Annotated in this window: 17 protein-coding genes; 13 read left to right on the top strand and 4 right to left on the bottom strand. The window is 70.8% G+C overall.

Annotated features, from left to right (window positions below; all coding sequences use genetic code 11):
* Positions 1-51: 51 nt before the first annotated feature.
* Entirely contained in the window at positions 52-360 is a 309-nt protein-coding gene (locus RS82_RS19330) for a dioxygenase (protein ID WP_157005686.1), read from the bottom strand.
* 249 nt (positions 361-609) lie between these two features.
* Here RS82_RS19330 and RS82_RS19325 point away from each other — a divergent pair, with 249 nt between their 5' ends.
* From RS82_RS19325 to RS82_RS19265, 13 genes are all read left to right on the top strand, one after another.
* Positions 610-1,899 carry a replication-associated recombination protein A gene (locus tag RS82_RS19325; protein ID WP_045302898.1) on the top strand — a complete coding sequence of 430 codons (1,290 nt, stop codon included), beginning with the start codon at positions 610-612 and terminating at the stop codon, positions 1,897-1,899.
* 87 nt (positions 1,900-1,986) lie between these two features.
* Positions 1,987-2,523: a PadR family transcriptional regulator gene (locus RS82_RS19320; protein WP_045302526.1), complete on the top strand. Its 537-nt coding sequence runs from the start codon at positions 1,987-1,989 to the stop codon at positions 2,521-2,523.
* A gap of 13 nt (positions 2,524-2,536) precedes the next feature.
* Entirely contained in the window at positions 2,537-2,920 is a 384-nt protein-coding gene (locus RS82_RS19315) for a hypothetical protein (protein WP_342666945.1), read from the top strand.
* A gap of 176 nt (positions 2,921-3,096) precedes the next feature.
* Positions 3,097-3,726: a 30S ribosomal protein S4 gene (gene rpsD, locus RS82_RS19310; protein WP_018170803.1), complete on the top strand. Its 630-nt coding sequence runs from the start codon at positions 3,097-3,099 to the stop codon at positions 3,724-3,726.
* A gap of 104 nt (positions 3,727-3,830) precedes the next feature.
* On the top strand, positions 3,831-4,127 hold the full coding sequence (locus RS82_RS19305) for a hypothetical protein (protein WP_045302525.1): 297 nt from the start codon (positions 3,831-3,833) through the stop codon (positions 4,125-4,127).
* Between the two features lie 91 nt (positions 4,128-4,218).
* Entirely contained in the window at positions 4,219-6,876 is a 2,658-nt protein-coding gene (gene alaS, locus RS82_RS19300) for an alanine--tRNA ligase (RefSeq protein WP_045302524.1), read from the top strand.
* Complete coding sequence (gene ruvX / locus RS82_RS19295; protein WP_045302523.1) at positions 6,873-7,340, top strand: Holliday junction resolvase RuvX; 468 nt, start codon at positions 6,873-6,875, stop codon at positions 7,338-7,340. Before alaS ends, ruvX begins: the two co-directional genes overlap by 4 nt.
* Positions 7,340-9,019 (top strand): endolytic transglycosylase MltG, encoded by a 1,680-nt coding sequence (mltG, locus tag RS82_RS19290; protein ID WP_052676941.1) that lies wholly within the window; start codon positions 7,340-7,342, stop codon positions 9,017-9,019. Before ruvX ends, mltG begins: the two co-directional genes overlap by 1 nt.
* A complete protein-coding gene (locus tag RS82_RS19285; RefSeq protein WP_045302522.1) occupies positions 9,013-9,864 on the top strand; it encodes a shikimate dehydrogenase in 852 nt (283 codons plus the stop codon). Before mltG ends, RS82_RS19285 begins: the two co-directional genes overlap by 7 nt.
* 30 nt (positions 9,865-9,894) lie before the next feature.
* Positions 9,895-11,124, top strand: a complete 1,230-nt coding sequence (gene aroC, locus RS82_RS19280) for a chorismate synthase (protein ID WP_045302520.1) — start codon at positions 9,895-9,897, stop codon at positions 11,122-11,124.
* Positions 11,108-11,668, top strand: a complete 561-nt coding sequence (locus RS82_RS19275) for a shikimate kinase (protein ID WP_045302518.1) — start codon at positions 11,108-11,110, stop codon at positions 11,666-11,668. The genes aroC and RS82_RS19275 overlap by 17 nt, the downstream gene beginning before the upstream one ends.
* Positions 11,665-12,741 carry a 3-dehydroquinate synthase gene (aroB, locus tag RS82_RS19270; RefSeq protein WP_045302515.1) on the top strand — a complete coding sequence of 359 codons (1,077 nt, stop codon included), beginning with the start codon at positions 11,665-11,667 and terminating at the stop codon, positions 12,739-12,741. Before RS82_RS19275 ends, aroB begins: the two co-directional genes overlap by 4 nt.
* Entirely contained in the window at positions 12,738-13,271 is a 534-nt protein-coding gene (locus tag RS82_RS19265; protein WP_045302514.1) for a GNAT family N-acetyltransferase, read from the top strand. Before aroB ends, RS82_RS19265 begins: the two co-directional genes overlap by 4 nt.
* Positions 13,272-13,324: 53 nt before the next feature.
* Here RS82_RS19265 and RS82_RS19260 read toward each other — a convergent pair whose 3' ends face one another.
* From RS82_RS19260 to RS82_RS19250, 3 genes are all read right to left on the bottom strand, one after another.
* A complete protein-coding gene (locus RS82_RS19260) occupies positions 13,325-14,650 on the bottom strand; it encodes an MFS transporter (RefSeq protein ID WP_045302512.1) in 1,326 nt (441 codons plus the stop codon).
* Between the two features lie 23 nt (positions 14,651-14,673).
* Positions 14,674-15,549: a shikimate dehydrogenase gene (locus tag RS82_RS19255; RefSeq protein WP_045302509.1), complete on the bottom strand. Its 876-nt coding sequence runs from the start codon at positions 15,547-15,549 to the stop codon at positions 14,674-14,676.
* Positions 15,550-15,705: 156 nt separating this feature from the next.
* The gene (locus tag RS82_RS19250) at positions 15,706-16,338 is read right to left on the bottom strand and encodes a TetR/AcrR family transcriptional regulator (protein ID WP_245619664.1); all 633 of its coding nucleotides are present in this window, start codon (positions 16,336-16,338) and stop codon (positions 15,706-15,708) included.
* Positions 16,339-16,360 lie beyond the last annotated feature (22 nt).

Here is a 16,360-nt window from a genome sequence, read left to right as displayed (position 1 = left end):
GTACGGCGGATGCCCGGCCTGAGGTGCGGTTGCGGCGCGCGACCCGAGATGTCAGGGCGTGGGCGTCGGCGTCGCGGTCGGTTCCGGCGTCGCCGTCACCGACGGGGTCGGTTCCGGCGTCGTCGCGGTCGGCGTCGGCGTCGACGAGGGCGATGGTTCGGGGGCGCCGGGTCCGGCGACGAAGTACAGCGTCTGGGCGCCGATCAGGCCGAGCACGAGCACGCCGCCGACGATGCCCGCGATCAGGTTGTCGCGCGTGCGACGGCGCGCCTGATCGTCGTGGAACCGACGTCGCGCCTCGTACAGCCGCGTGCGCTCCCGCGCAGCCCGTGCGTCACGGTCCTTGCCACCGGTCGCCACGTGACCTCCTCGTTCCGTTCGTGTGGCGCGCATGCGCCTCGTGCCAGGCAGCGCCCGGGCGGCTTGATCCTACGGGCCCGCACCGCGGCGGCCAAACCTGGCAGATCCCGTGTCGTGAGCGCGGGATAGCCTGGTGAGGTGACCGTCCCCACCTCTTCTCCGCGCGCCGCCGGCGGGTCACGCGGAGCCTCCGTGGGCGTGGGCTCACCGACTGCGCTCTTCCAGGGACTGACGCCTCTCGCGGTGCGTATGCGCCCGACCTCGCTGGAAGAGGTCGCGGGCCAGGCGCATCTCCTGCGGGGGGGGTCCCCGCTGGTGACCCTCGCGAACCCGGATGCCGCGGCCCGCGCGGCGACGTCGGTCATCCTGTGGGGCCCGCCAGGCACGGGGAAGACGACGCTGGCACAGGCGATCGCCCGTTCCTCGGGACGCCGGTTCGTCGAGCTCTCGGCGGTGACGGCCGGCGTGCGCGACGTGCGCGAGGTGATGCAGGAGGCATTGACCCAGCGCGATCTGTACGGCCAGTCCACGATCCTCTTCCTCGACGAGATCCACCGCTTCACCAAGGCGCAGCAGGACGCCCTTCTGCCCGGCGTCGAGAACGGCTGGGTGGTGCTCATCGCGGCGACGACCGAGAACCCGTCGTTCTCAGTGATCTCGCCTCTCCTGTCACGGTCACTGCTGCTGACGCTCAAGCCGCTCACCGACGAGGACCTCGGCATGCTCCTCGACCGCGCGGTGGCCGATGCCCGCGGGCTGTCCGGCGCGGTCGTGCTCGGCGACGAAGCGCGCGCCGCGCTCGTGCGGCTCGCCTCCGGCGACGCACGGCGGGCTCTCACAGCACTCGAGGCCGCAGCTTCCCTCGCCGTCCCCGATGAGGACGACCAGGACGAGGCCGCCGCACCCGAGATCTCGGCCGACAACGTCGCGCAGGCGGTGGATCGCGCGCTCCTGCGCTACGACCGCCAGGGCGACGAGCACTACGACGTCATCAGCGCATTCATCAAGTCGATCCGCGGATCGGACGTGGACGCCGCGATCCACTACCTCGCCCGCATGATCGAGGCGGGGGAGGATCCGCGGTTCATCGCCCGGCGCCTCATCATCTCGGCGGCGGAGGACATCGGGCTCGCCGACCCCCAGGCGCTGCCGATCGCCGTGGCCGCCGCCGACGCGGTGCAGTTCATCGGCATGCCCGAGGGCCGCATCCCGCTCGCCGAAGCGACGGCGTATCTCGCGACCACTGCGAAGTCGAACGCCGCCTACCTCGCGATCGACGCGGCGATCGCCGACGTGCGCTCGGGCGGCTTCGGCCGTGTGCCGATCCACTTGCGCGACGCCCACTACCCGGGCGCGAAGCGCCTCGGCCATGGCAAGGGCTACGTGTATCCGCACGACGCCGAGATCGGCATCGCGGCGCAGCAGTACCTGCCCGACGAACTGCGCGGTCGGCGCTACTACGAGCCGAAGGCGCTCGGCGCCGAGCGCGATGTCCAGGCTCGTCTCGAGAAGATCCGTCGCATCCTCGACGGCGGCTGACCGCCGCCTCGTTGACCTGCGATATCCCTCAGAGGTAGATTGATATCCCTCAGAGGGATATTCGTCCCCCGTGCCGGGAGGTGTCGCGTGCAGTTCGTCATCCTCGGCCTGCTCCTGAGCGGGCCTCTGTCGCTCTACGACCTCCAGAAACGGTTCGCCGCCGGCATCTCGCTCTTCTACAGCGCCAGCTCCGGCAGCATCCAGCGCGCTCTGCAGCACCTCGTGGACGACGGCGCCGTGGTGGTCGCCGAGGCTGACGGCAGCCGGCGCGGCCGCAAGGTCCACCGGATCACCGACGAGGGGCGCGAGCGGTGGCGCGCGTGGATGCGGGCGCCGATCTCCGGAGGAACGGATGCCGAGACCGTCGTCCTCGCGAGGGTCTACCTGCTCGGCCTGCTCGAGGCCCCGGAGGATCGGGCGGACGTCCTCCGCGGCATCCGTGAGCACGTCGACGGGTCCCGCGAGGCACTGGAAGCCCTGGCGACCGAGGTGGACGCGAAGGCTGCCGGACTCGATGACGCGTCGCGCAGGATCTTCGCGTTCCAGCGCGCGACGCTCGAGTACGGACTGCGCTCGCATGCCGTGATGCGCGAGTGGATCGACGACGTGGGGGAGCAGGCATGAACGGACGACTCCCGTGATCCCGGAGACGGTCGCCGTGGCCGTCGCGTGCCTCCTGCTGAGCAGCCTCGCCGCCCTGCAGATCTGCGTCGCGGCGGGGGCACCGTGGGGACGGTTCGTGTGGGGCGGAGCGCATCGCGTGCTGCCGCGGCGGCTGCGCATCGCCAGCGCGGCATCCGTCCTCCTCTACGGCGGAATCGCCGCGGTGCTGCTCAGTCGCGCCGGCATCCTGCCGGGCGGCCACAGCATCGCCGTGCGCACCCTGACCTGGGTGCTCTTCGCCTACTTCGCCGTCGGCATCGTCATGAACGCCCTCTCCCGCAGTCGCGCCGAGCGCCTCACGATGACGCCTGTGTGCGCGGTGCTCGCCGCGTCGACGCTGGTCGTCGCCCTCTCATGAAGGCCCGACGGCGCGTCTGGTAGACTTGAGCGGCTCGAAACGCAGTTTTCGGGCATCCCCTCTCTTCCTGACCTACCTTCCGGCATGCCCCGGCGTGCAGTCCGGACAGGGCGAAGACGGGGCGATACGTCCGCGGGCCGTGAAAGACACGGCCGCGTCATCGAAAGGAACACTTCGTGGCAACGAAGTCCCAGGACCGCCGCAAGGTCCGTCTCTCCCGCGCCCTCGGCGTCGCGCTGACCCCCAAGGCAGCCAAGTACCTCGAGAAGCGCCCTTACGCGCCGGGCGAGCACGGCCGCACCAAGCGCAAGCAGGACAGCGACTACGCCGTCCGTCTCCGCGAGAAGCAGCGTCTGCGCGAGCAGTACGGCATCCGCGAGAAGCAGCTGCGCATCCAGTTCAACGAGGCCCGCCGCACCCAGGGCCTGACGGGTGAGAACCTCGTCGAGCAGCTCGAGATGCGTCTCGACGCCCTCGTGCTGCGCGCCGGCTTCGCCCGCACCACCGCGCAGGCTCGCCAGCTCGTCGTGCACCGCCACATCCTCGTGGACGGCCAGCTCGTCGACCGCCCGTCCTTCCGCGTGAAGCCGGGTCAGCTCATCCACGTCAAGGCCAAGAGCGAGGGCATCGAGCCCTTCCAGGTCGCAGCGCTCGGCGGTCACGCCGAGGTCCTGCCGCCCGTTCCGGGCTACCTCGAGGTCGAGCTCGACAAGCTCCAGGCCCGTCTCGTGCGTCGCCCCAAGCGCGCCGAGGTCCCCGTGGTCTGCGACGTCCAGCTCGTCGTCGAGTACTACGCAGCTCGATAATTCTGCGAACACGCGAAGGGCGTCGGGGAGACCCGACGCCCTTCATCGTTTCCGCATACGATGGGGGGATGCCGCGCCCCGGCGGCTCGCGAGGAAGTGGTGACATGAAGAGCCTCCTGTGGTTCCTGCTCGGCATCGCCGGCGGTTTCGTTCTCGCCCACCTGGTCAACAAGGACCCGCGCGGCCACGAGATCCTCGCCGACGTCGACGCCCGCATCACGGAGTTCACCGACCGCATGGGCGACGCGTACCGCGAACAGGAGGCCCGCTTCGCCGGCCTCGTCGACGACGTGAGGGATGCCGCCGCCGACGCCGCGTCGAGCGCGCGGGCCGCCGCATCCGACGCCGTCGGGAATGTCGCCGACGCCGTCGACGACGCCGCCCGCAAGATCGCCGACTGAGTCGCACCGGCGCCGCCTCGGCGCCGCCCCGCATGAACCTCGTCAGACTCCCCGAACACGCACGCATTCGCACGCACACGCAAGGACCCGCATGAAGACCGCCGAGATCGCACAGCGCTTCCTCGATTACTTCGAGAAGAACGGCCACACCATCGTCCCCTCGGCATCGCTGGTGACGGACGACCCGGCGCTGCTGTTCACGGTGGCCGGAATGGTGCCCTTCATCCCGTATCTCTCGGGTGACGTGCCCGCGCCGTACCCGCGCGCGGCCGACAACCAGAAGTGCATCCGCACCAACGACATCGAAGAGGTCGGCAAGACGCCGCGCCACGGCACGTTCTTCCAGATGCTCGGCAACTGGTCGTTCGGCGACTACTTCAAGGAGGGCGCGATCCGCTACGCGTGGGATCTGCTGACCTCGCCCGAGGCCGACGGCGGGCTCGGCTTCGACCAGAAGGACCTGTGGGTCACCGTCTACGAAGAGGACGACGAGGCGCACGACCTCTGGCTGAAGCTCACGGACCTGCCGGAGGAGCGCATCCAGCGGCTCGGCAAGGACACGAACTACTGGAGCACCGGTCTTCCGGGCCCTGCCGGGCCCTGCTCGGAGATCTTCTTCGACCGCGGCCCGGAGTACGGCATCGACGGCGGCCCCGCGACCGACGACGACCGCTACGTCGAGATCTGGAACCTCGTGTTCATGCAGTACGAGATCACGAACGTTCGCTCGAAGTACGACTTCGACATCGTCGGCGAGCTGCCGAACAAGAACATCGACACCGGCATGGGCCTGGAGCGCATCGCGTTCATCAAGCAGGGTGTCGACAACATGTACGAGACCGACCAGGTGCGTCCGGTGCTCGACAAGGCGGTCGAGCTCGCGGGCCGCACATACGGCGCGAACCACGACGACGACGTGCGCTTCCGTGTGGTCGCCGACCACGTCCGCTCGTCGCTCATGCTCATGTCGGACGGCGTCACGCCGTCCAACGACGGCCGCGGCTACATCCTGCGCCGTCTCATGCGCCGCGTGATCCGCTCGATGCGCCTGCTGGGCGTCGACGGGCCGACGTTCGAGGTGCTGTTCTCGGCATCGCGCGACGCCATGAAGGACGCCTACCCGGTCGTCGAGACCGACTGGGCGCGCATCTCCCAGTACGCCCTCGCCGAGGAGGCGACGTTCCTGCGCACGCTGGCGGCGGGGGAGTCGATCCTCGACGAGTCGCTCTCCGATACGAAGGCTGCGGGGGGCACGACCCTCACCGGCGCCGAGGCGTTCCTGCTGCACGACACATATGGCTTCCCGATCGACCTGACGCTCGAGATCGCCGAGGAGGCGGGTCTCAGCGTCGACCGCGCCGCGTTCGACGGCCTGATGCAGGAGCAGCGCGCACGAGCCAAAGCCGACGCTCGGGCGCGCAAGCGTCAGCTCGCCGACACCAGCGTCTACCGCGACCTGCGGGCGCAGGGTGAGACCGTCTTCACCGGCTACACCGACCTCGAGGCCGAGTCGCAGGTGCTCGGCATCCTCGTCGACGGCGTCTCGGTCGACCGCGCGAGTGCCGGCCAGATCGCCGAGGTGATCCTCGCCGAGACCGCGCTGTACGCGGAGTCGGGCGGCCAGGTCGCCGACAAGGGCGTCATCGTCGGCCCGGGCTACGAGCTCGAGGTGCTCGACGTGCAGAAGCCGGTGCCGGGACTCATCAGCCACACGGTCGAGGTGTCGACGGGAGAGGTCGGCGTCGGTCAGGCGGCGACGACGGTGGTGGATGCTGCGAACCGCCGCGCCGCCCGTCAGGCGCACTCCGCGACGCACCTGGTGCACGCCGCGCTCCGCGACACGCTCGGCAAGACGGCGACGCAGGCCGGATCGCTCAACCGCGCCGGCTACATGCGCTTCGACTTCTCGTGGGGCCAGTCGCTGTCGGACGAGACGAAGACAGAGATCGAGGAGATCGCCAACAACGCGGTGCGCGACAACCTCGAGGTGACCACGCGCGTCCTCCCGCTGGACGAGGCGCGCTCGCTCGGCGCGATGGCGCTGTTCGGCGAGAAGTACGGCGACACGGTGCGCATGGTCGACATCGGCGGCCCGTGGTCGCGCGAGCTCTGCGCCGGCACGCACGTGTCGACGAGTGCCGAGATCGGGCTCATCAACCTCGTCGGCGAGTCGTCGGTGGGCGCGTCGAACCGCCGTGTCGAGGCGCTCGTCGGTCTCGACGCCTTCCGCTCACTCGCGGCCGAGCGCGCCCTCGTGTCGCAGCTCACGACCTCGCTCAAGGCACCGCGCGAGCAGCTGCCCGCTCGCATCGCCGAGCTGCAGGCGAGCCTCAAGGCCGCCGAGAAGAAGATCGCGGCATTCGAAGCCAAGGCCCTCGGCGACCGGCTCCCGGCCCTCGCGGCCGCCGCGACGCGGGTCGGGGACACCGTCGTGGTTGCGGAGTCGCTCGGCAACGCCGCATCCGCCGACGACGTCCGCTCGCTGGCGCTGCAGGTGCGCGAGCGTCTCGGCTCCGAGGCCGCGGTCGTCGCGCTCGGCGCGGTCGTGAACGACCGTCCGGTCGTGATCGTCGCCACCAACGACGCGGCCCGCGCATCGGGCGCCAAGGCGGGCGTCCTCGCGAAGGGCGCCGCCGGCGTGCTCGGCGGCGGCGGCGGCGGACGCGACGACGTCGCCCAGGGCGGTGGAACGGATGCTGCGGCCCTGCCTGCGGCACTGGTCTCGGTGAAGGACGCCCTCGGCGCGTGAGCGGCTTCCGGCGCGGCACGCGGCTCGGCATCGATGTGGGCAAGGCCCGGGTCGGGGTAGCGAAGTGCGACCCCGACGGCCTGCTCGCGACTCCGGTCGAGACGGTGCCGCGCGACGACGCATCGGTGACCCGCATCGTGGCGCTCTCCGACGAGTTCTCGGCGGTCGAGCTCTACGTCGGCCTGCCTCTGAACATGCGCGGCGAGGACACGGCCTCGACCCAGGACGCCCGGGACTTCGCCGCCGCGCTGGCGGTGGCATCCGGGCTCCCCGTGCGCCTCGTCGACGAACGGCTTTCCACCGTCTCGGCACACGCGGCACTGCGCAGTTCGGGCAGAACCCAGCGTTCGTCGCGTAACATCGTGGACCAGGTCGCCGCGGTCGTCCTGCTCCAGCAAGCGCTCGACGTCGAGAAGAGCACCGGACGACCTCCCGGAACCCCCGTCCCCCAGGAGCCCGCCTGATGCCCGACTCATCGCCCGCCGGCGAAGCCGTTCCCCCGTCGCGCCGCGCCGCCCGCGAGGCCGCCGCGCGCCGGGCGACGACGGGGCAGACGCCGACGATGCCGGCCGCACCTGCGCCCTCGGCGCCGGAGGCTGCTCCCGCCGCCCACGCGGCCACGTGGGAATCGCTCATCACCGGCTCCACGCCTGTCGTCGGGACCGCTCCCACGCCGCCGTCGACCCCCGCCGTCCCGGTGGACGAGCCCGTGCCGGGCAGCGGCTTCCAGCCGGTGCCGCTGCGCACCCCTCGTCCCACGACGCAGCCGATCGACGTCGAGGCGACCGTCGATGACGACCCCTGGCTCTTCGCCACGGCCGGCGGGAGCCCTGCGATGCCCTACAGCCGTGGGGGCGCCGCGCCTGCTGCTGCTCCCGCGGCCGGGGTGGCTTCCCCGTCGGCCGCTCGCGCCACCCCGCCCGCTCGCGATGAGACCGACGCGCCGTCCGCACCCTCCGGCTCCCTCGAGGACCTCTTCAGCGGATCGGCGTCGACCCACGACATCGGGCACGCCCCGCCGCCGGACAGGAAGCGCCGGCGCATCGGCGGGTGGATCGCCCTCGGCGTCGTGCTGCTGATCCTCGGCGGCATCGCCGCCGGCGGCCTGTACGTGTGGAACACCTACGAGGACAAGATCCGCGAGGTCATGGGCTGGGAAGAGCCCAAGGAATACGAGGCCGGACTGGCCAACGGCGAGACGTTCGTCACGATCGCCCAGGGCGACACCGGGTCGCCGATCTCGCAGTCGCTGTACGACGCGGGCGTGACCAAGACGCCCGACGCCTTCTACGACTACCTCATCAAGAGCGGGCAGAATCCCACTTTTCAGCCGGGGGTCTACAAGCTCCAGAAGCAGATGACGAGCGAAGCAGCCCTCGCCGCGATCATGGATCCCGCCAACAAGCAGGAGTTCACCGCCCAGATCCCGGAGGGCTACGCCCTCGAGCAGACACTCGCACGGATCTCGGAGGGCACCGGCATCCCGCTCGAAGAGCTCACCGCGGCGGCTGCCGACTCGTCGGTGTACGGCGTGCCCGCAGACCCGGACGTCGTCGCGGCAGGCGGGCAGCCGCTGGAAGGCTGGCTCTTCCCGGCGACCTACACCTTCGACCCGACTGTCACCGCGCAGTCGGCAATCCAGACGCTCGTCAACCGTACGATCCAGTCGCTCGACGCCGCCGGTGTGCCTGTCGAGCGGCGCCAGGAGATCCTCACGACCGCCTCAGTCGTTCAGCGTGAGGCCAGCTCCGGGGCTGATATGCAGAAGGTGGCGCGCGTCATCCTCAACCGGCTGGACGCGAACAACCAGGAGACATTCGGCAAGCTCCAGATGGACTCCACGGCGCAGTACGGCTACGGAGAGATGCACGACGGAACGGTCAGTTCGTCTGAGGAGGCCCTCAACGATCCCAACCCGTGGAACACCTACGTCCACACGGGATTGCCCGTCGGCCCGATCGCCAACCCGGGAGACGTTGCGATCGACGCGGCGATGCACCCGGCCGACGGCCCCTGGCTCTACTTCGTGACGGTGAACCTTCTCACCGGCGAGACGCAGTTCAGCTCGACCTACAGCGAGCATCTGAAGTACGTCGAGCAGTGGCAGCAGTGGTGCCGCGACAACCCGGACCAGGGGTGCTGAGCCCCCAGGCGTCGCGTCTGGAGGTCTGGGGCGACCCGATCGCGCACAGCCGCTCGCCGCAGCTGCACGCCGCAGCGTACGACGTTCTCGGCCTCGACTGGACCTACGGACGCCGAAGAGTCGACGAGACATCCTTCGCCGGCGACCTCGCCGGGCTCGACGACGCGTGGCGGGGCCTCTCGCTCACGATGCCGCTCAAGGGTGTCGCGTTCGCGGCCGCGGCGGTGCTCGACCGACGCGCCGAACTGACCGGCGCGGTCAACACGCTGCTGCTCGACGCCGACGGTGCCCGCGGCTTCAACACCGACGTCGGGGGCATCGTCCGCACCCTCGCCGACGACGGCATCACGACGGTGGCGCGGGCGCGCATCGTGGGCGCCGGCGCGACCGCGACCTCCGCCCTGGTCGCTCTCGGAGAGGTCGGCGCGCGCGAGGTGGATGTGATCGCACGCCGCCCGGAAGCGGTCGCGCCGCTCGCCGACCTCGGCCGCCGCATCGGAATCGCCGTGACGACCACGCCGTTCGCAGCATCCGATCACGCCGCCGTGCCGCTCACGATCGCGACGCTGCCGGGCGACGCAACGCTTCCGGATGCCGCGGCCGACGCCCTCGCCCGCTCGGGCGGCCACCTGCTCGATGTCGTGTACGGGCACTGGCCGACGGCGCTGTCGGCCGCGTGGGATCGCGCGGGCGGCACCGCCCGATCAGGACTCGGGATGCTGCTGCATCAGGCTCTGCTGCAGATCCGGATCTTCCGGGACGGCGACCCCGGCACGCCCCTCGACCGCGAGGCGGAGGCGCTGCAGGCGATGCGCCAGGCGCTCGGGGAGCCCACCGCGGCGTAACGGCCTCCCGGGGCGTGGGAGACTGGACCAATGCTCCGCGTGCTCACGGCCGGCGAATCGCACGGCCCCGAACTCGTCGCCGTCATGGAGGGCCTGCCTGCGGGCGTCCCCATCTCCCGCGCCGCGATCCAGGCGGATCTCGCGCGCCGCAAGCTCGGCTACGGCCGTGGCTCGCGCATGAAGTTCGAGGAGGACGAGCTCACGATCTCCTCCGGCGTCGTGCACGGCACGACCCTCGGCAGTCCCATCGCCGTGCGCATCGGCAACACCGAATGGCCGAAGTGGGTCGAGGTCATGAGCGCCGAGCCCGTGGAGCTCACCGAGAAGTCGCGCGGACGAGGGGCGGCGCTCACGCGTCCCCGCCCGGGCCACGCCGACCTCGTCGGCATGCAGAAGTACGGCTTCGACGAGGCCCGCCCGATCCTCGAGCGCGCGAGCGCCCGCGAGACCGCCGCCCGGGTCGCCCTCGGCGCCCTCGCACGCGCGTTCCTGGCCGAGCTCGGCATCCGTCTCGTCAGCCACACCCTCTCGATCGGTCCGGTGCAGGTCCCCGAAGGCTCGGCGCTGCCGACTCCCGACGACGTCGACACGCTCGACGCAGACCCGCTGCGCTGCTTCGACGCCGCGACGAGCGCGGCCATGGTCGCCGAGGTCGACGACGCCCGCAAGGACGGCGACACACTGGGCGGCATCGTCGAGGTGCTCGCCTACGGCCTGCCTCCGGGGCTCGGCTCGCACGTGCACTGGGACCGCCGCCTCGACGCGAAGCTCGCTCAGGCGCTCATGAGCATCCAGGCCATCAAGGGCGTCGAGGTCGGCGACGGCTTCGAGACCACTCGCCGCCGCGGCTCCGCCGCGCACGACGAACTGTTCGTCGCCGGCGACGGCATCACCCGCTCGAGCGACAAGGCAGGCGGCACCGAGGGCGGCATGTCGACCGGCACCGTGCTGCGCGTGCGCGCAGGCATGAAGCCGATCGCCACGGTCCCGAAGGCGCTGCGCACGGTCGACGTCGCCACCGGCGACGCCGCCTCGGCCCACCACCAGCGCTCGGACGTGTGTGCCGTGCCCGCCGCGGGCGTCGTCGCCGAGGCGATGGTCGCGGTCGTGCTGGCGGACGTCGTGCTCGAGAAGTTCGGGGGCGACAGCGTCGCCGAGACGCGCCGCAACATCGAGGGCTACCTCGCGGCGATCCCCGACGCGCTGCGCAGCGCGGCAGCGAGCGACGCCGGCCTCGCCGACCATGACCTCGCACTCTGACACCGTCGTGCTCATCGGTCCCATGGGGGCCGGCAAGACGAGCATCGGCAAGAAGGTCGCGCGGGCGCTGAGCCTTCCGTTCTTCGACACCGACGCCGCGGTCGTCCGCGACCACGGACCGATCGACCAGCTGTTCGTCGAGCGCGGTGAGGCGCAGTTCCGCGCCGCCGAGCGCGCCGCCGTGGTCGAGGGGCTCGCGACGGGCGGGGTGGTCTCGCTGGGCGGCGGAGCCGTGCTGGACCCCGAGACGCGCGCCGACCTCGCCCGGCACCGCGTCGTCCTGCTCACGGTCTCTCCCCGCGTCGTGGCGGGCCGAGTCCGCGACTCGAACCGCCCGCTGCTGCAGGGCGGCGACGATGCGATCGAGCGCTGGACGGCGATATTCGAAGAGCGTCGCCCCGTCTACGAGGAACTCGCCGACATCATCCTCGACACCTCCACCGGTCCGCTGCAGGACGTCGTCGACGCCCTGGTCGCGTGGGTGCGCGGCACCACCGACCCGTCGGCCCCCACCGGCGACCAGCACAAGGAGCAGACCGCATGACGGATGCCACGACCATCACCGTGAGCGGAGACGCGAGCTACGACATCACCGTGGGACACGGCATCCTGTCATCCGTCGGCGAGGCGCTGCCACCCGCCGCGCGCAAGGTGCTCGTGATCCACCCGCCGACCCTCGCCGCCGAGGCGGAGCGCCTGCGCGCACAGCTCATGGCTGACCGCGAGGTTCTCCTCGCGGAGATCCCCGACGCCGAGGCGGGCAAGCGCATCGAAGTGGCCGCATTCTGCTGGCAGGTCATGGGCAAGGCGGACTTCACCCGCACCGACGCCGTCGTCGGCTTCGGCGGGGGAGCGGTGACCGACCTGGCCGGGTTCGTTGCGGCGACGTGGCTGCGCGGCGTCGAGGTCGTGCAGGTGCCGACCACGGTGCTGGGGATGGTCGACGCCGCCGTCGGCGGCAAGACGGGTGTCAACACCGCCGAGGGCAAGAACCTCGTCGGTGCGTTCTGGGCGCCGCGCGCCGTGATCTGCGACCTCGACCTGCTCGGCACGCTGTCACGCAACGAGCGGGTCGCGGGGTATGCCGAGGTCGTCAAAGCCGGCTTCATCTGGGCGCCCGAGATCCTCGATCTCATCGAGGCGGACCCCGAGAACGCCGTGGACCCGCAGAGCGCGGCGTTCCGCCGCACCATCGAGCTCGCCATCGGGATGAAGGCGCGCGTCGTGGGGGAGGACCTCCGCGAGGCGGGCCTTCGCGAGATCCTCAACTACGGGCACACCCTCGGCCACGCCATCGAGCACGCCGAGCGGTACCGCTGGCGCCACGGCGCCGCGATCTCGGTGGGCATGGTCTTCGCCGCCGAGCTGTCGCGCCTCGCGGGCCGGCTTCCGGATGCCGCCGCCCAGCGCCACCGCGACATCCTCGAGTCCCTCGGCCTGCCGACGGGCTATCGCCCCGGCGCGTGGCCGCAGCTGCTGTCGACCATGCAGCGCGACAAGAAGAGCCGCGGCGGGATGCTGCGCTTCATCGTGCTCGACGACATCGCCAAGCCCACCGTGCTGCAGGCGCCCGACGAGTCGCTGCTCTTCGCCGCGTACCAGGAGGTCGCGGGGTGAGCAGCGTGGCCGTGCGTCGCGTCCGCTCCGACGAGTGGCAGGCGGTGCGCGAGCTGCGGCTCGAGTCGACCAGCGATCCCGACGCGGACATCGCCTTCCTCGAGACGCCGGAACAGGTCGCCGCCCGCTCGGAGCAGTTCTGGCGCGAGCGCGCCGAGCTCGCCGCCCTGAGCGAGACCGCCGCGCAGTTCGTGGCGGTGATCGACGACGTGTGGGTGGGCAGCCTTTCCGTGCTCATCCGCGCGACGGGGCAGACCGATCACCTGGGCCGCTTCGTCGACGACCGTCGGGCGGATGTCGTCGGGGTCTACGTCAACCCGGCTCATCGCGGTACGGGAGCGATCGACCTCCTGCTCGCCGCCGCCGCGGAGTGGGTGAGCTCCCTCGGGCTCACCCGGCTCAGCCTCGACGTGCACCGGGACAATCCCCGCGCCCAGGGCGCGTATCGTCGGGCGGGGTTCGTCCCCACGGGCGAGACGTTCACGAGCGTCATCGGTCCGGAGATCGTGATGGCGCGCCCGCTGCCATGACCTCGAAGGCCCCGCCCCGCATCGCGGGACGGGGCCTGTGACGGCTGCGGTGCTCAGACGGCAGGCACGAGTTCCTCGCGCTGCTCGGAGCGGAGACCGAGTTCAGCCGTGGGGATGCTCTTCGACTCGCGTGCCGTGAGGGCGCTGACGGTCGCGATGAGGGAGATCACCGCGGTGAAGACGCTGATGACGAGCCAGCCGCCCTCCTGAACGCCGCCCAGCGCCGTGACGATCGACGGGGCGAAGCCCGCCATGAGGAACCCGAGCTGCGTGCCGATCGCCATGCCCGAGAACCGCACGCGCGTGCTGAACATCTCGCCGTAGAACGAGGGCCACACGGCGTTTGCGGCGGCGTACCCGAACGAGAAGGTGAGCACCGCGAGCAGGAACGTCACGAACTCGTTCCCCGCCCCCATCGACAGCATGTAGAAGGGCATGAAGACCGCGGACGAGAGCGCGCCGTAGATGAACACCGGCTTGCGACCGATGCGGTCGGCCAGTGCGCCGAACAGGGGCTGGGTCCCGATCGCGACGAGGTTGGCGACGACGACGAGCCAGAGCGTGATGGCGGCGTTGAGCCCGACCTCCACGCCGTACGCGATGGCGAGGTTGCCGAACACCGTCGAGACGGCGGCGATGAACGCGCAGCAGATGACGCGGAGCACGTCGCGCCAGTGGTCGCGCAGGAGCGGGATGAGCGGCATCCGTGCGATCCGTCCCTCCGCCTTCGCCTGCTCGAACTCGGGCGTCTCGTGCAGCGTCCGCCGGATGAAGAAGGCGACGAGCACCACGACCGCGCTCAGCCAGAACGGCACGCGCCAGCCCCACGTGTACTTGATCTCGTCGGGGAGCGCGACGACCGGGATGAAGATCAGCGCGGCGAGGATCTGGCCGCCCTGGGTGCCGGTGAGGGTCCACGACGTGAAGAACGACCGGCGGTCGTCGGGCGCGTGCTCCAGCGTGAGCGACGACGCGCCCGCCTGCTCGCCGGCCGCGGACAGGCCCTGCATGAGCCGGCACAGCACCAGCAGCGCGGGGGCGGCCCAGCCGATCTGCTCGTAGCCCGGTAGACAGCCGATCGTGAAGGTCGAGATGCCCATGAGCAGCAGGGTGAACATGAGCACTTTCTGCCGGCCGATGCGGTCGCCGAAGTGGCCGAGGATGACGGCGCCGACGGGACGCGCGATGTAGGCGAAGCCGAATGTCGCGAACGACATGACGAGCGCGGCCTGGTTGTCGGAGGGGAAGAAGACGGTGGGGAAGATGAGCGCTGCGGCGGAGCCGAACAGGAAGAAGTCGTAGTACTCCACGGCGCTGCCCATGAAGCTGGCGACAGCCGCCTTCACGGGGGTCTTCCGCGTCGTTGCGGTGGTGGTCATCGGTCGTCCTTCTCTGGTGAGTGTCACGCCGGCACGGGGTGCGGCGCAACGAGGTCGTGGAAGTGGCGGATCATGCGATCGGAGTCGGGCTGGTGGCCCGTGATGAGGCGGAACGCGTCGACGGCCTGGTGGACCGCCATCCTTCCGCCGTCGAGCGTGGCGCAGCCGGCGTCGCGGGCCGCGCGCAGGAGCGCGGTGTCGAGCGGCCGGTAGACGATGTCGGCGACCCACAGCTCGGGCCGCAGCAGGTCGGGGGAGAACGGCATTCCCGGGTGCTCCTTCATGCCGGTCGGCGTGCAGTGCACCAGCCCCGACGCCGACGCGAGGAGGTTCGGGAGAGCGTCCGTCGTGGCGTGGGCCACCTCGACGACATGACGACGCGCCAGGTCGGTCGCGAGCTCCTCGGCCCGTTCGGCGTCGATGTCGACGACGGTGAGCCGGCGGGTCCCGACGCGGAGCAGGGCATCCGCGACGGCGGAGCCCGCACCGCCCGCCCCGAGCAGCGTCACGTCGACGACCGCCGCGCGCGGAAGGCCGGTGCGGAACGCCGTCTCGAACCCGGTCGTGTCGGTGTTGTGACCGACGAGCCCCTGGTCGGTGAAGAGCACGGTGTTGACCGAGCCGAGCGCCTGGGCGAGCGGGTCGATGCGGTCGAGGTACTCGAGCACGAGGCGCTTGCAGGGATGGGTGACATTGAGGGCGTCGAAACCGAGGCGACGCGCCCACGCGAGGATGTCGGGCAGCTGGTCGGGGGCGAGGCCCAGTGTCGTGAGGTCGATGGTGCGGTACACGTAGTCGAGGCCGAGGGCGCGAGCCTCGGCCATGTGCATCGCCGGCGTGAGGGAGGGGGTCACGCCCGTTCCGACCAGCCCCACGAGATACGGCGGTGTCTGGCTCATGGCACTCCTTCGTCGGACCGGCACGTCTATGTACTAACTGGTACGTTCAGAGAAAACCACGACGGATCGTCGATGTCAAGAGCGAATGGAGTCACGAGTTCGGCGGGGAACGTGAGGCGCCGCTGCGCCGAGTGGTGCGACGGCGGGTGCGCCGGACTATCGCGGGGCGTTCGTGAGCCAGCCGACGACGACGTCGCCGATGAGCGAGCGCAGGTGGCTCCGGCGCTCCGGGTCGGTGAACGACACGTCGAAGAGGTAGCCGAAGGTGTACTGGTTGGCGATCTGGAACACGCAGTAGGCGCTGATGACGAGATGGACGTCGATCGCGTCGACATCCTCCCGGAAGACACCTGCCGCGCGGCCGAGTTCGAGGATCTCGTCGAGGAGCGTCTTCGCCGGCTGGGCGAGTGTGCGAAGCGACTCGATCCGCCGGATGAACTCGCCGCGATGGATGTTCTCGATGGCCACCAGCCGGATGAAGGCGTCGTGCGTCACATGGTGGTCGAACGTGAGCTCGGCGAGCTGGCGGATCGCGGCGACGGGATCCGTGTGGTCCACGTCGATCGCCTGCTCGGCCTTGCGGATGCCCTGGTAGGCGTTCTCGAGCACCGCCAGATAGAGCTGCTCCTTGCCGCCGAAGTAGTAGTAGATCATCCGCTTCGTCGTGCGCGTGCGCTCGGCGATGTCGTCTACGCGGGCTCCGGAGTACCCCTCCTCGGCGAACACCTCGGTCGCGACCGCGAGGAGCTCTGCTCGCGTCCGCTCGGCATCACGCGTAACGGGGGGCACGACCGCCAGGATAGTGGGCGCC

The organism is Microbacterium trichothecenolyticum, assembly GCF_000956465.1.
Taxonomy (GTDB): Bacteria; Actinomycetota; Actinomycetes; order Actinomycetales; family Microbacteriaceae; genus Microbacterium; species Microbacterium trichothecenolyticum.
This window is presented reverse-complemented; position numbering and strand designations above follow the sequence as displayed.